Origin of the sequence: Silvania sp. (genome assembly GCF_051656365.1) — a bacterium.
GTDB classification, from domain to species: domain Bacteria; phylum Pseudomonadota; class Gammaproteobacteria; order Enterobacterales; family Enterobacteriaceae; genus Enterobacter; species Enterobacter hatchlandensis.
The window spans coordinates 1-13,919 of record NZ_JBOGBT010000044.1 but is presented as its reverse complement, the minus strand read 5'-3'; the positions used below and the strand labels follow the sequence as shown (position 1 = coordinate 13,919).

The 13,919-nt window shown below is 51.3% G+C and carries 15 protein-coding genes; 7 read left to right on the top strand and 8 right to left on the bottom strand.

The window, feature by feature from the left end; genetic code table 11:
- The first annotated feature begins 6 nt into the window (after positions 1 to 6).
- Positions 7 to 1,011 carry a hypothetical protein gene (locus tag ACRDD5_RS09320; RefSeq protein WP_438676588.1) on the top strand — a complete coding sequence of 335 codons (1,005 nt, stop codon included), beginning with the start codon at positions 7 to 9 and terminating at the stop codon, positions 1,009 to 1,011.
- 72 nt (positions 1,012 to 1,083) lie between these two features.
- Here the strand turns inward: ACRDD5_RS09320 and ACRDD5_RS09315 are convergent, their stop codons facing one another.
- From ACRDD5_RS09315 to cyoA, 6 genes are all read right to left on the bottom strand, one after another.
- The gene (locus ACRDD5_RS09315; protein ID WP_438676587.1) at positions 1,084 to 1,410 is read right to left on the bottom strand and encodes a hypothetical protein; all 327 of its coding nucleotides are present in this window, start codon (positions 1,408 to 1,410) and stop codon (positions 1,084 to 1,086) included.
- A gap of 324 nt (positions 1,411 to 1,734) precedes the next feature.
- Positions 1,735 to 2,622 (bottom strand): heme o synthase, encoded by an 888-nt coding sequence (cyoE, locus tag ACRDD5_RS09310; protein WP_095280995.1) that lies wholly within the window; start codon positions 2,620 to 2,622, stop codon positions 1,735 to 1,737.
- An 11-nt stretch (positions 2,623 to 2,633) separates the two neighbouring features.
- Positions 2,634 to 2,960, bottom strand: a complete 327-nt coding sequence (locus tag ACRDD5_RS09305; protein ID WP_271280918.1) for a cytochrome o ubiquinol oxidase subunit IV — start codon at positions 2,958 to 2,960, stop codon at positions 2,634 to 2,636.
- Positions 2,960 to 3,574 carry a cytochrome o ubiquinol oxidase subunit III gene (locus tag ACRDD5_RS09300; RefSeq protein ID WP_271280919.1) on the bottom strand — a complete coding sequence of 205 codons (615 nt, stop codon included), beginning with the start codon at positions 3,572 to 3,574 and terminating at the stop codon, positions 2,960 to 2,962. Before ACRDD5_RS09300 ends, ACRDD5_RS09305 begins: the two co-directional genes overlap by 1 nt.
- Entirely contained in the window at positions 3,564 to 5,555 is a 1,992-nt protein-coding gene (gene cyoB / locus ACRDD5_RS09295; RefSeq protein WP_271280920.1) for a cytochrome o ubiquinol oxidase subunit I, read from the bottom strand. Before cyoB ends, ACRDD5_RS09300 begins: the two co-directional genes overlap by 11 nt.
- Positions 5,556 to 5,571: 16 nt before the next feature.
- The gene (cyoA, locus tag ACRDD5_RS09290; protein ID WP_438676586.1) at positions 5,572 to 6,519 is read right to left on the bottom strand and encodes a cytochrome o ubiquinol oxidase subunit II; all 948 of its coding nucleotides are present in this window, start codon (positions 6,517 to 6,519) and stop codon (positions 5,572 to 5,574) included.
- A gap of 134 nt (positions 6,520 to 6,653) precedes the next feature.
- Here cyoA and ACRDD5_RS09285 point away from each other — a divergent pair, with 134 nt between their 5' ends.
- Positions 6,654 to 6,866, top strand: coding sequence for a hypothetical protein (locus tag ACRDD5_RS09285; RefSeq protein WP_438676585.1), 213 nt, complete (start codon positions 6,654 to 6,656; stop codon positions 6,864 to 6,866).
- A gap of 129 nt (positions 6,867 to 6,995) precedes the next feature.
- On the opposite strand, the gene ampG is transcribed toward ACRDD5_RS09285, so the two are convergent.
- Together ampG and ACRDD5_RS09275 are read right to left on the bottom strand one after the other, a co-directional pair.
- Positions 6,996 to 8,471 carry a muropeptide MFS transporter AmpG gene (gene ampG / locus ACRDD5_RS09280; RefSeq protein ID WP_438676584.1) on the bottom strand — a complete coding sequence of 492 codons (1,476 nt, stop codon included), beginning with the start codon at positions 8,469 to 8,471 and terminating at the stop codon, positions 6,996 to 6,998.
- Between the two features lie 44 nt (positions 8,472 to 8,515).
- Positions 8,516 to 9,094, bottom strand: a complete 579-nt coding sequence (locus ACRDD5_RS09275; RefSeq protein ID WP_271280924.1) for a lipoprotein — start codon at positions 9,092 to 9,094, stop codon at positions 8,516 to 8,518.
- Positions 9,095 to 9,399: 305 nt separating this feature from the next.
- Between ACRDD5_RS09275 and bolA the strand changes: the two genes are divergently transcribed.
- The 5 genes from bolA to ACRDD5_RS09250 all read left to right on the top strand — a co-directional run.
- On the top strand, positions 9,400 to 9,717 hold the full coding sequence (gene bolA, locus ACRDD5_RS09270) for a transcriptional regulator BolA (protein ID WP_271280925.1): 318 nt from the start codon (positions 9,400 to 9,402) through the stop codon (positions 9,715 to 9,717).
- A gap of 328 nt (positions 9,718 to 10,045) precedes the next feature.
- On the top strand, positions 10,046 to 11,344 hold the full coding sequence (gene tig / locus ACRDD5_RS09265; protein WP_271280926.1) for a trigger factor: 1,299 nt from the start codon (positions 10,046 to 10,048) through the stop codon (positions 11,342 to 11,344).
- A gap of 259 nt (positions 11,345 to 11,603) precedes the next feature.
- Complete coding sequence (clpP, locus tag ACRDD5_RS09260; RefSeq protein WP_271280927.1) at positions 11,604 to 12,227, top strand: ATP-dependent Clp endopeptidase proteolytic subunit ClpP; 624 nt, start codon at positions 11,604 to 11,606, stop codon at positions 12,225 to 12,227.
- A 127-nt stretch (positions 12,228 to 12,354) separates the two neighbouring features.
- A complete protein-coding gene (clpX, locus tag ACRDD5_RS09255; RefSeq protein WP_271267730.1) occupies positions 12,355 to 13,629 on the top strand; it encodes an ATP-dependent protease ATP-binding subunit ClpX in 1,275 nt (424 codons plus the stop codon).
- Positions 13,630 to 13,814: 185 nt separating this feature from the next.
- On the top strand, positions 13,815 to 13,919 hold a 105-nt coding region (locus ACRDD5_RS09250; protein ID WP_438676617.1), incomplete at its 3' end, for an LON peptidase substrate-binding domain-containing protein.

Below are 13,919 nucleotides of genomic sequence, written 5' to 3'. Positions count from 1 at the left end.
GGGGCGATGATGATTCCTGACTATCTGGCTTATTTTCGCTATCAGGATAAGCGGCTTATCCCTTACCTGTACGTCATTACCTTCATGCTGCTGGGCTTTTACTGGAAAAACAACGGATACACGTTCGTTAAGGGGGATGCCGTGAGCCTTAGCATTGTGTTGTCTTTAATCGCGTTCAATTTTATCTATGAACTGAGAGGCTACTGGGCTTACAAATGTGTGGTCAAGAAAATTGACGCATCCGCTGTGCCAGGCAACTTGCCGTCACGATATCAAGCCATGCTTTTGCATCCGCTGATCGGCACCGTTTTATGCTGGGTACTCTTTTATCTGATCGTCAGTGGCTTTCTGCAATACCTCTCACCTGGGTATGTATTGCCTTGCATTGCCCTGGCTTCACCAGCGCTGATGTACCTGATATTCAGATTTGCCCGTTTTTATTACGTGAGGCAGATGAAGCAGGCGGTGGTCGACAGGGTGAAGTATCGCAACTTACATTGCTATGCGGGTCTTAATCTGTTGCTCACGATTCTGATGAGCGCGCTGATTATCAGTCCACTGCGCGTTCACGATGATTTCTCGCTGTTGGAGGGTTTTTTTTCTGCGCGCCTGATGGTTGCGATGCTAATTCTGTGTGCCATCGTGCTTGCCATAAATCTGATCTTCATTCACCCCTCACGCCGCTACGCTTTTTTGGGGCGTTTGTTCCTGCAGGAGATCGATTTTAACTTCTCCGCATCCCTGCCATTGCGCGGGTTACACGATATGCCGTTATGGGCAAGATTGATCGTGTTGTTGATTATCGAATCGCTGTGGTTAATCATCATCAGCGCGATCCTGTCGTTGGTAGGATGGCATGTCTATTTTGAAATCTATTATCTGCTCTGTATCGTGCCCGCGATGATTTATTATTACCTGCATATTTACTGGCGCTGGCACAATGATTATCTGATGGCGTGTGATATGTATTTACGTTGGGGAGTCATTGATAAACAAACCACGCTTTGGTAGCGGGTTGTCCTGTCGTAATGGGATGGTTAAAATAAGGCCTGTCAATAAAAGCATTGACAGGCCTTTTATTATTTATTTTTGCAGCGCGTAGTTAAATTTTCCCCAGTCTGTCGCAGCTTCAGCAACAAAGTTTGACCAGATACCAGAGATTGAAAAAGTCAATTCGTTCACATGATCGTCGATAATGCTGTCAGGGTTAATGGGTGAGCCACTAAAAAAATTATCTACGATATCAAATGTCCCATCCACAATGTTAAGAGCTGTACTATAGCCTACTTCAAAACCGGCTTTGACCAGCCCAAACGCGGATTGGACGGTAAAGCTGGTGAATGCGCAAGGAAGTCTCAGAATACCGGCACCGGACACAGATTCCATTTCAGTCAGTGTTAATTCTTTCACTTTTATTTCCTTATTAAATGAACAAGAGAATGTAAGCGTCATGCTTACGGCCCAAGATTACCATCTATTAATCTCTTAGGGATAGAGATCAGTGAATACAAAATAATATATTTTTATTTTTTAACTCAACCAATATTATGATGTTATTGGTTTGGTATTAATAATTGATTTTTTATATGTAAAAGGGGTGGGGTATATTAATGGAGGGCGAACTGATTTTTTTTAATAGAGTGAGGAATATGCGGTGCTAATAAAAAAATAGCCCGCAACCATGACGGTTGCGGGCTGTTGAGTCTTCAGGCCTGATAAACAGGCTGTCAGAACTTACCAGACGTAGGTCAGCAGATTATGCGAATCTGGCACCATAAAGTCGACGGACATCATCACTGAGAGGGAGGTGATAGCGACAATCGAGAACACAAACAGCTTGCGCGCCCAGACCTTGTCGTCTTCCACTTTATAGCCCCGCAGCGCCATACCGAGCCACCAAACGCTCACTGCCGCAGCTACTACCAGATATTTGTATCCTGCGTAGCCGCCCAGAGAGAGCATCAGCGTCGCCACGGCAAAGGCGATGATGTAAAGCGTGATATGGTTCTTGGCGACCGAAATGCCTTTCACCACCGGCAGAACCGGAATGTTCGCCGCCTGATAATCCTTAAAGCGGAAAATCGCAATGGCGTAGGAGTGCGGCATCTGCCACAGGCTAAAGATAGCCAGCAGGATCAGTGCACCGCTGTCGAACTCATTGGTGACCGCGCAGTAGCCAATCACCGGCGGCGCAGCGCCGGAGAGTGAACCAATCAGCGTACCGTAAACGGAGTGACGTTTCATATACAGGCTGTAGACGCCTACATACACCACGAAACCCATTACCCCCAGCCAGCAGGCCAGAGGGTTGGCGCCGAACCACAGCAGCATAAAGCCAGCAATACCCAGCAACGTGGCGTACACCAGCGAGACGGTAGGGGATATCAGGCCTTTGACAAGCACCCGATTCTTGGTCCTTTCCATCTTCCTGTCGATATCCATGTCGATGTAGTTGTTAAATACACAACCGGACGCCACAACCAGCGACACGCCGATCAGCGTAGATGCAAAGAGGGTGTAATCGATACTGCCCTTAGAGGCCAGCAGGAACCCTCCGATCACCGAGATCAGGTTGCCAAAGATGATGCCTGGTTTCGTTACTTGCAGGTATTGCTTAAACATACTCGCCGCTCTTAGTGAACCATCATGTTGTAGTTGAGGTTCCACATAATCCAGATGGAGCCGACTACCAGGATTGCGATGATAATCACGGTAAAGACAAAGGCAGTCATATTCCAGCCTTCATCGGACTTGGTGTTCATGTGCAGGAAGCAAACCAGATGCACCAGAATCTGCACTACCGCGGTCACCAGGACAGTGCCCAGGATTGCCGCGTGAGATGCAGTACCGCTCATCACCATCCAGAACGGGATCACCGTCAGGATGATCGACAGGATAAAACCTGTCATGTAGGTTTTTACGCTACCGTGGGAAGCGCCATGATCGTTAGTATGACTCATTACATCGCCCCCATCAGATACACAACAGAGAACACACAGATCCACACCACGTCCAGGAAGTGCCAGAACAAGCTCAGGCACATGATACGGGTACGGTTAGTGCTGGTCAGGCCGCGACGGTTTACCTGGAACATCAGTACTGCCATCCAGATAAGACCCGAGGTCACGTGCAGACCGTGGGTGCCGACCAGCGCGAAGAACGCGGACAGGAAGCCACTGCGATCCGGACCAAAACCTTCTGCAATCAGGTGATGGAATTCATAGATTTCCATCCCGATAAATCCGGCACCAAACAGCCAGGTCAACGCCAGCCAGGAGACAACCTGGCTCTTGTTGTTTTTGTACATGGCAATGGCGGCCATGCCGTAGGTGATGGAGCTGAATAACAGCAGGGCAGTTTCTACCAGTACGAACGGCAGCTCAAAAATGTCCTTGCCGGTCGGGCCGCCCGCTGTGCCGTTCACCAGAACGGCATAGGTCGCGAACAGACAGCAGAACAGAATGCAGTCGCTCATCAGGTAGATCCAGAAACCGAAGACTTTCATCGGTCCTGTGTCGTGGTGCGCGTGTTCATGCGCATGGGCAGTTGAGTGCGCCAGGGTATCAGTTGCCATTTTTCAGCCCCGCTTTAGAAATCTCATCGAAATGCTGGTTTTCCAGTTTTTCGACTTCACGGACTGGTACGTAGTAGTCCACGTCCTCGTCAAAGCTCTTCACAATCCAGCTGATGATCACGCCAGCGAAGCCGACGATCGCAAGCCACCAGATGTGCCAGATCATTGCGAAGCCAAATACCGTAGCGAAGGCGGCGATAACAATGCCCGCACCGCTGTTTTTCGGCATATGGATTTCTTCGTAATGCTCAGGTTGCTTATACGCTTCGCCTTTTTCTTTCATTTCCCAGAATGCGTCACGCTCATGGATGTGCGGCACAATGGCAAAGTTATAGAACGGAGGCGGGGAAGAGGTTGCCCACTCCAGCGTACGGCCACCCCATGGGTCACCGGTCAGGTCACGGTTCTGCTCGCGGTCGCGAATAGAGACGTAGAACTGAATCAGCTGGCACGCAATACCGCAAGCAATCAGCACCGCACCGCCCGCTGCAACAACCAGCATTGGGTGGAACTGCGGATCAATCTGCTGGCTCAGGCGACGGGTCATACCCATGAAGCCCAGCACGTACAGCGGCATGAAGGCCACGAAGAAGCCGACGATCCACAGCCAGAATGCGCGTTTGCCCCAGGTTTCGTTCAGCGTGTAGCCGAACGCTTTTGGCCACCAGTAGGTTACGCCAGCGAAGCAGCCGAAGACGACGCCGCCGATGATAACGTTATGGAAGTGCGCAATCAGGAACAGGCTGTTGTGCAGCACGAAGTCCGCGCCCGGCACCGCCAGCAGTACACCCGTCATCCCACCGACAGAGAAGGTGACGATGAAGCCGATAGTCCACAGCATGGCTGAGTGGAACACAATACGGCCCTGGTACATGGTGAACAGCCAGTTGAAGATCTTCACCCCGGTCGGGATGGCGATAATCATAGTGGTAATACCGAAGAAGGCGTTTACGTTCGCGCCGGCACCCATAGTAAAGAAGTGGTGCAGCCACACGATGAACGACAGTACGGTAATACACACGGTTGCCCACACCAGAGAGGTGTAACCAAACAGGCGCTTACGCGAGAAGGTTGCTGCGATTTCGGAGAACACACCGAAGACCGGCAGAACCAGGATGTACACTTCAGGGTGACCCCATGCCCAAATCAGGTTGATGTACATCATCATGTTGCCGCCCATATCATTGGTGAAGAAATGGGTGCCCAGATAGCGATCCAGGGTCAGCAGCGCGACGGTGACAGTCAGAATTGGGAATGACGCGATAATCAGGATGTTGGCGCACAGAGATGCCCAGGTAAATACCGGCATCTTGAACATGGTCATGCCAGGGGCACGCATCTTGATAATGGTCACGAAGAAGTTGATACCGGTCAGGGTCGTACCAATACCGGAGAGCTGAATCGCCCAAATCCAGTAATCGACGCCAACGCCAGGACTGTACTCAATTCCCGAAAGCGGTGGATAAGCCAGCCAGCCAGTCTGTGCGAATTCACCTACGCCCAGAGACAAGTTAACCAGGATCACACCCACAACCGTGAACCAGAAGCTCAGGTTGTTCAGGAACGGATATGCAACGTCGCGCGCGCCAATCTGCAGCGGAACGACAACGTTCATCAGACCGATAACCAGCGGCATCGCCACGAAGAAGATCATAATCACGCCATGCGCGGTAAAGATCTGGTCGTAGTGGTGCGGTGGCAAGAAGCCTGCTTCGCCCGCAGAGGCAAGCGCCTGCTGGCTACGCATCATGATTGCATCGGCAAAGCCACGAATTAACATGACGATACCGACGATGCAGTACATGATACCGAGTTTTTTGTGGTCAACCGAGGTCAGCCACTCATTCCACAGGTAGCTCCACTTACCGAAGTAAGTGATTAAGCCCAGTAAGGCTGCGCCACCAATGATAATTGCAGCAATCGTAACCACGATAATAGGTTCATGGTACGGCACCGCATCCAGTGTCAATTTTCCGAACATTTTCTTCCTCGGCCCCTTAGTGAGAGGTTTCCGCGTGGCTCATGTCCATGCCTTCCATTCCTTCGTGCGAGCTATGCTCACCTTCAGGCTGGGTCACGTTCATGCTCTTGCCGTGGTCCATAAATTTGCCAATCACTTCTTTGAACAAATCTGGTTTCACGTCAGAGAAGTACTCCACCTTGTTGTATTCGCTAGGCGTTGCCACTTTGTCGAACGCGGCCATGTCAGACATGGTGTTCGTAGACTGTTTCGCTTTAGCAACCCACTGGTCGAAAGCGGCACGGTCAGGCGTGGCAATGGCTTTGAACTTCATACCTGAGAAGCCTGGGCCACTGTAGCTGGCGGAGATACCATCAAAGGTGCCTGCTTCATTTGCGATCAGGTGCAGGTTAGTCTGCATACCTGCCATCGCGTAGATTTGGCTACCCAGACGCGGGATAAAGAAGGAGTTCATCACGGAGTTAGACGTTACTTTGAACTGAACCGGAACGTTTGCCGGGAAGGCAATTTCATTCACGGTAGCAATGCCCTGTTCCGGGTAGATGAAGAACCATTTCCAGTCCATGGAGACGACTTCGATCGTAATCGGTTTCTCATCGTGAACCAGCGGTTTTGCAGGCTCGAGCGCGTGAGTGGTTTTCCATGTCAGTACGGCAAGGAACAGGATGATCAGAATCGGCACCGTCCAGACCACAGCTTCCACTTTATTGGAGTGTGACCAGTTAGGGCTGTACTTCGCATCTTTATTGCTTGCACGGTACTTCCAGGCAAAACCAACAGCCATCAAGATGGCGGGAATAACCACAATCATCATCAGGCCAAATGCCGTCAGTATGAGTGAGCGTTGCTCCAGTCCAATCTGTCCTTTGGGGTCCAGAAGCGCAGAATCACAGCCACTGAGTAAAACAGTGCCTGCAAATAACGACAACCATCCCAAACTTTTATTGTATTTCCTAAGTGTCATTTAACGACCTCAATTCCACGGGGACCTGGTGGCGTTTAAAGTGTGGGGGCATTTTACGGGAAGGTTACATTACTGTAAACATCATTAGACCTGTGTCAGGACCGTGTTACCGGGTTCTGCCGGATAAGTCACACATGTTGCAAAATATTAACGATTTTGCAGTGCAAGCGCCGTCGGGTGGGCGTTATAACGAAACCGCCTCTGCTGGAGTGGTAAAACGGGCAATTGGTATAACCATTACTAAAAACAAACAATTAATTAACAATTTATTATCAATAAAAGGACAAGTGCAGAACGTAAAATTAAACTTTCTTTTGCTGAATCGGTTAATGGAAAATAGCGTTTAATACGGGTTCCAATAATTTCCGGAATTCTTAGTCGCACAAATCAACAAATATTATTTTTGCCAGCGTAAATTTATTTACCGTTATAATTTCGCATCGTTATTACAACGGTAAATAACGTTTTAGCTGACCTTAAACTGCCTGGATTTTGCGCAGTGCCAGGTAATCCAGTAGGGCTCCCGTCAGGATCCCGGTCAGGGCAAACAACGCGCCGATATCCAGCAGCAGCACCGTAAACGGTAGCGCCAGCGAGGTCGTGGCATTAATGATTAACACGACCAGCCACAGCGCCAGCGCGACGCATCCAATCAGCAATAGCGTTAAAGCAAAGCGATAGACGGTCGGATAGGCCGTTCGTGGCATAAATTGTTCGGTTTGCTGGGTATATTCCAGCGTCTGACGGCAAAATAATAACAGCACCAGGCCGGGAATCGCCGCGAACACTGAGAATAAATAGAACGCAGGCCAGCCGTGCGCTTCAACAAACCATCCTGCGATCGGCCCGACATACACCCGACCCACGGCAGACAGCGCAGAGAGCAGGGCGAACTGGGTGGCCGAAAAGGACTTGTTGCATAAGGTCATCAGCAGGGCGACAAACGCCGCTGTTCCCATCCCGCCGCACAGGTTTTCAAAGAATACCGCCGCCGCCATGCTGAACATGTGCTTGTCCGTAATGGCGAGTAGCCAGTAACCGGCGTTTGAAATCCCCTGCAAAATGCCGAAGATCATCAGCGCGCGGAACAGGCTTAAGCGCTGCATCAGCACCCCGCCATACAGCGCCCCGACGATGGTAGCTATCAATCCCAGCGTTTTATTGACCACGCCCACTTCTCCGGCATCAAAACCGACGCCGCGAATCAAAAAGGTGGTGGTCAGGCTCATCGCAAACGCGTCGCCGAGCTTGTACAGCACGATCAGCAGCAGAATAAGCCAGGCGTTGTTACGGCCAAAGAAGTCGCGCAGCGGTTCGGCGACCGCCTGTTCCAGTGAGCGGGGAACCGGGATCACGTCGCTCGGTTCCGGCGCCAGCAGCGTGGCAATCATGCACGGGATCAGCAGCACGGCCATCAGCCAGTACATTCCCTGCCAGCCGAGATAGCGATCCGCCAGCCACAGCGCCAGCCCGCCGGAAACCAGCATCCCCAAACGGTAGCCCAGCACGCTGATGGCGGCGCCTGTGCCACGCTCTTCGGCGGAGAGTACGTCGGTTTTCCAGGCATCGAAGACGATATCCTGCGAGGCAGAGCAGAAGGCGATCACCACCGCCAGCGCGGCCATCCAACGCAGCTGCGACGTGGGTTCCAGGAATCCCATCGCCGCCACTGCCAGCAGCAGCAGACCCTGGGTGATCAGCAACCAGCCACGACGCCTGCCAAGGAATGGCGGGGTGTAGCGGTCCATCATCGGTGACCATAAAAACTTAAACACGTAGGCCTGACCGACCAGCGAGAAAAAGCCGATGGTCTTAAGATCGATATTCTCAACGGTCATCCAGGCTTGTAGCGTGCCGGACGTCAGCGCGAGCGGTAAACCGGAGGCAAAACCGAGGATCAGCAAGATAGCTGATTTTGGCTGCTGGAAAATACGTAAGTATTGACTGGACATGGGGCGTTAACTGACCCGGCAGGGCACCGGGTCAGCAGGCACAATTAACGTGCGTTTTGCTTGATGAATTCGTGAATGCTGGTGTCCTGCGCCATATCGGCGATGGTGTCGGTCAGCACGCTGTTCACGGCATCAGCGATGTTTTTATTGGTTGCCTGGAAGGCGCCTTCAACGGAGTAGCTTGCACGGTAGTTCTTGTTCATCTTGTTGCCATTCTTCGCCGTGGCGATGATAGCGATATCGGCTTTGGTCGCGATGTTGTAGCGCACGTTGCCCTGAGAGACGTCGGCGTACAGATTGTTGACGATGATCTGCAGATCAACGGCACCGCTTGGGCCAACCATATAGCCGCGGGAGGTCATCTGCTTCTCGAGCACTTCCTGCAGCAGGAAGCGCAGATCGCGCGAGGCGGTCAGCGTCACCAGCTGGTTTTCACGCGTCACTTTCGCCAGCGCCTGGTCTTTACGCTGGTCCGCACCGTTGATGCTGACGGTCACGCCCATCAGGCTCGGATCCTGCTGTGGCAAGGAAATTTTCGGGGAGACGTCAATGGTGGTTGGAGGGGTTGCACAGCCAGCCAGCATAAAAAGGGCGACCAGCGGTAAAATGAGTTTTTTTAACATGTTCGGGCTCTCAACGAATCGTAGGCATAATATAGAGAAAAATTGCCGCCATCATAACATCGCCAACGGCGAGGGGAAGTAGTCAACGCATGTAAATTCATCGCCTTGTCTGAAAACTGACCACCCGAGGCGCTTTCATGTCGTACAGGCGACAAAACGGCTTCCCCCCTATAAGACTTCATCCCTTTGAATGAGAAAATCAGACGAAAGCTAATTTTTTGTTGTCTTCTTGTTATGCAAGCGGTAAAAGCGGCTAACATTTAAAGGGATGGGTGACATCTCAGCGTTGTCGGAGGAGTAATTTCATGATGATACGTGAACAGATAGAAGATAAGTTAAGGGCGGCGTTTGAACCTGTGTTCCTTGAAGTCGTCGACGAAAGCTATCGTCATAACGTACCGGCAGGGTCTGAAAGCCACTTCAAAGTCGTGCTGGTCAGCGATCGCTTTGTCGGGGAGCGGTTCCTTAATCGCCACCGTATGATTTACGGTACCCTGACGGAAGAACTCTCCACCACCGTACACGCGCTGGCGCTGCACACCTACACCATTAAGGAATGGAAAGGGTTGCAGGATACCATCTTCGCGTCGCCGCCGTGCCGGGGAGCCGGGACTATCGCGTAATAAATCCTGTTTGCAACAGCAGGAACTTTTCCAGTATGTTGCATCAAGATGACGTTAAAACGGCCTGCGGGCCGTTTTGTTTTGTCCGGGTTTTGAGGCGGTGGCGCGATTTTAAGGCCAAAAATAGCCTTAAATTGTGAAAAAAGCCGCAGCAACATGGGGCAACCGTTCTCGACTCACCTAAGTGATGCCGCTATAATGCCGCGTCTTAATGAATGCTTCGGGATGATTCTGGCGACAGGGAATGTGAATCTGCTAAGAGAGCATCCCGGTATTGCGAGGCAAATTCAGAGTTGACCGAGCACTGTGATTTTTTTGAGGTAACAAGATGCAAGTTTCAGTTGAAACCACTCAAGGCCTTGGCCGCCGTGTAACGATTACTATCGCTGCTGACAGCATCGAAAACGCTGTAAAAAGCGAGCTGGTCAACGTAGCGAAGAAAGTCCGTATTGACGGCTTCCGCAAGGGCAAAGTACCAATGAATGTCGTTGCTCAGCGTTATGGCGCATCTGTTCGCCAGGACGTGCTGGGCGACCTGATGAGCCGCAACTTCGTTGATGCGATCATCAAAGAAAAAATCAACCCAGCCGGTAACCCGACCTATGTTCCGGGCGAATACAAACTGGGCGAAGACTTCACCTACTCTGTAGAGTTCGAAGTGTACCCGGAAGTTGAGCTGAAAGGTCTGGACGCGATCGAAGTTGAAAAACCGGTTGTTGAAGTCACCGAAGCTGACGTTGACGGTATGCTGGACACCCTGCGTAAGCAGCAGGCGACCTGGAAAGACAAAGACGGCGCTGCTGATGCAGAAGACCGCGTGACCATCGACTTCAACGGCTCTGTAGACGGTGAAGAGTTCGAAGGCGGCAAAGCGTCTGACTTCGTACTGGCGATGGGTCAGGGTCGTATGATCCCAGGCTTCGAAGAAGGTATCAAAGGCCACAGCGCAGGCGAAGAATTCACTATCGACGTGACCTTCCCGGAAGAATACCACGCTGAAAACCTGAAAGGTAAAGCGGCTAAGTTCGCCATTACCCTGAAGAAAGTAGAAGACCGCGAGCTGCCAGAACTGACTGCAGATTTCATCAAGCGTTTCGGCGTTGAAGATGGTTCTGTTGAAGGTCTGCGTGCAGAAGTGCGTAAAAACATGGAACGCGAGCTGAAAGGCGCCGTGCGTAACCGCGTTAAGTCTCAGGCTATCGAAGGTCTGGTTCAGGCTAACGAAATCGATATCCCGTCTGCACTCATCGACAACGAAATCGACGTTCTGCGCCGCCAGGCTGCACAGCGTTTCGGTGGCAATGAGAAACAGGCTCTGGAACTGCCACGTGAGCTGTTCGAAGAGCAGGCTAAACGCCGCGTTGTTGTTGGTCTGCTGCTGGGCGAAGTGATTCGTACCCACGAGCTGAAAGCTGACGAAACCCGCGTTAAAGGTCTGATCGAAGAGATGGCCTCTGCCTATGAAGATCCGTCAGAAGTTGTTGAGTTCTATGGCAGCAACAAAGAACTGATGGAAAACATGCGCAATGTAGCACTGGAAGAGCAGGCTGTTGAAGCCGTTCTGGCGAAAGCGAAAGTGTCTGAAAAGGCCACTTCTTTCAACGAACTGATGAACCAGCAGGCGTAATTCTGCCAGGCTTGTTTAAAGTTTGAACAAAAACCCGTTGCCTCCCGGCGGCGGGTTTTTTTTATCACAGTTATAAACCAGGAAGAGTGCTAAAACGCCTTTTCAGTGTTAGCGTTACAACAAAAGATTGTTATGCTTGAAATAGGGCTGAGCCGCCCCCATTAGTGGGGAAGCAGTATTAAAGAGACTGGCTGATAATCCGTCCGCAAGGTTACAATCAGTACAGCAGGTATTTTCATTTTTTATCCAGGAGACGGACATGTCATACAGTGGCGAACGAGATAACTTTGCACCCCATATGGCGCTGGTGCCAATGGTTATTGAACAGACCTCTCGCGGTGAACGTTCTTTTGATATCTATTCCCGTCTGCTTAAAGAGCGCGTTATCTTTATGACTGGCCAGGTCGAAGACCACATGGCTAACCTGATCGTGGCGCAGATGCTGTTTCTGGAAGCGGAAAACCCGGAAAAAGATATTTACCTGTACATTAACTCCCCTGGTGGCGTGATCACCGCCGGGATGTCTATTTACGACACCATGCAGTTTATCAAGCCTGATGTGAGCACCATTTGTATGGGCCAGGCGGCATCGATGGGCGCATTCCTGCTGACCGCAGGGGCGAAAGGCAAGCGTTTCTGCCTGCCAAACTCGCGCGTGATGATTCACCAGCCGCTGGGAGGTTACCAGGGGCAGGCAACAGATATTGAAATTCATGCCCGTGAAATCCTGAAGGTAAAAGGGCGCATGAATGAACTTATGGCTCACCACACGGGTCAATCACTTGAGCAGATCGAGCGCGATACCGAGCGCGATCGCTTCCTGTCCGCACCAGAGGCAGTTGAGTACGGTTTAGTCGACTCCATTTTGACCCACCGTAAATGATGCCCACGACGCGAGTGTGCCGCTATACTAAGATAGGGCGGCACGCTGCTTACCAGCAGCTCGCGTCTCAGATTGGCATTTGCGTCGTCATGTGCGGCACAAAGAACTTAAAAAGAGGTTTTGACTCATGACAGATAAACGCAAAGATGGTTCGGGCAAACTGTTGTATTGCTCTTTTTGCGGCAAAAGCCAGCATGAAGTGCGCAAACTGATTGCCGGGCCGTCCGTGTATATCTGCGACGAATGTGTCGACTTATGTAACGACATCATCCGCGAAGAAATTAAAGAAGTTGCTCCGCACCGCGAGCGTAGCGCCTTGCCAACCCCGCATGAGATCCGTCATCACCTTGATGACTATGTCATCGGTCAGGAACAGGCGAAAAAAGTGCTGGCTGTGGCGGTGTACAACCACTACAAACGTCTGCGTAACGGGGATAGCAGCAACGGCGTTGAGCTGGGCAAAAGCAACATCTTGCTGATCGGCCCAACCGGTTCCGGTAAAACCCTGTTAGCTGAAACGCTGGCGCGTCTGCTGGATGTTCCGTTCACCATGGCGGATGCCACCACCCTGACCGAAGCGGGTTATGTGGGTGAAGATGTGGAAAACATCATCCAGAAGCTGCTGCAGAAATGCGATTACGACGTACAGAAAGCGCAGCGCGGGATCGTTTATATCGATGAGATCGACAAAATCTCGCGTAAATCCGATAACCCGTCCATCACCCGTGATGTATCCGGTGAAGGCGTGCAGCAGGCGCTGCTGAAGCTGATCGAAGGCACCGTCGCCGCAGTTCCACCTCAGGGCGGTCGTAAGCATCCTCAGCAGGAGTTTCTGCAGGTTGATACGTCCAAAATCCTGTTTATCTGTGGTGGTGCATTTGCGGGTCTGGATAAAGTCATTGCTAACCGCGTTGAAACCGGTTCAGGCATTGGCTTTGGTGCCACGGTGAAAGCGAAGTCTGAAAAAGCGAAAGAGGGTGAACTGCTGACCCAGGTTGAACCAGAAGATATGATCAAGTTTGGTTTGATCCCTGAGTTCATTGGTCGTCTGCCGGTTGTTGCCACGCTGAGCGAACTGAGCGAAGAAGCGCTGATTCAGATCCTGAAAGAGCCGAAAAACGCGCTGACTAAACAGTACCAGGCGTTGTTCAATCTGGAAGGCGTTGAGCTGGAGTTCCGTGACGAAGCGCTGAACGCCATCGCCAAAAAAGCGATGATGCGTAAAACCGGTGCGCGTGGCCTGCGCTCTATCGTTGAAGCCGCTTTACTCGACACCATGTACGATCTTCCTTCGATGGAAGAGGTCGAAAAAGTGGTCATTGATGAATCCGTGATCGCCGGGCAAAGTAAGCCGCTGCTGATTTACGGTACCCCGGAAGCCCAGCAGGCATCTGGCGAATAATTCACCAACTCATACAAGCAGTTAATCAAAAAGGGGGGATTTTATCCTCCCTTTTTCTTTTTCCGTAAACATGGCGTTGAATGTATGGGAATCATCCCCATATACTGGATTACATGTTAGTGGTTGCATGAAGCACAGTCGCGCAACCTGATTACCTGGCGGACACTAAACTAAGAGAGAGCTCTATGAATCCTGAGCGTTCTGAACGCATTGAAATCCCCGTATTGCCGCTGCGCGATGTGGTGGTTTATCCGCACATGGTCATACCCTTATTCGTAGGGCGGGAAAAA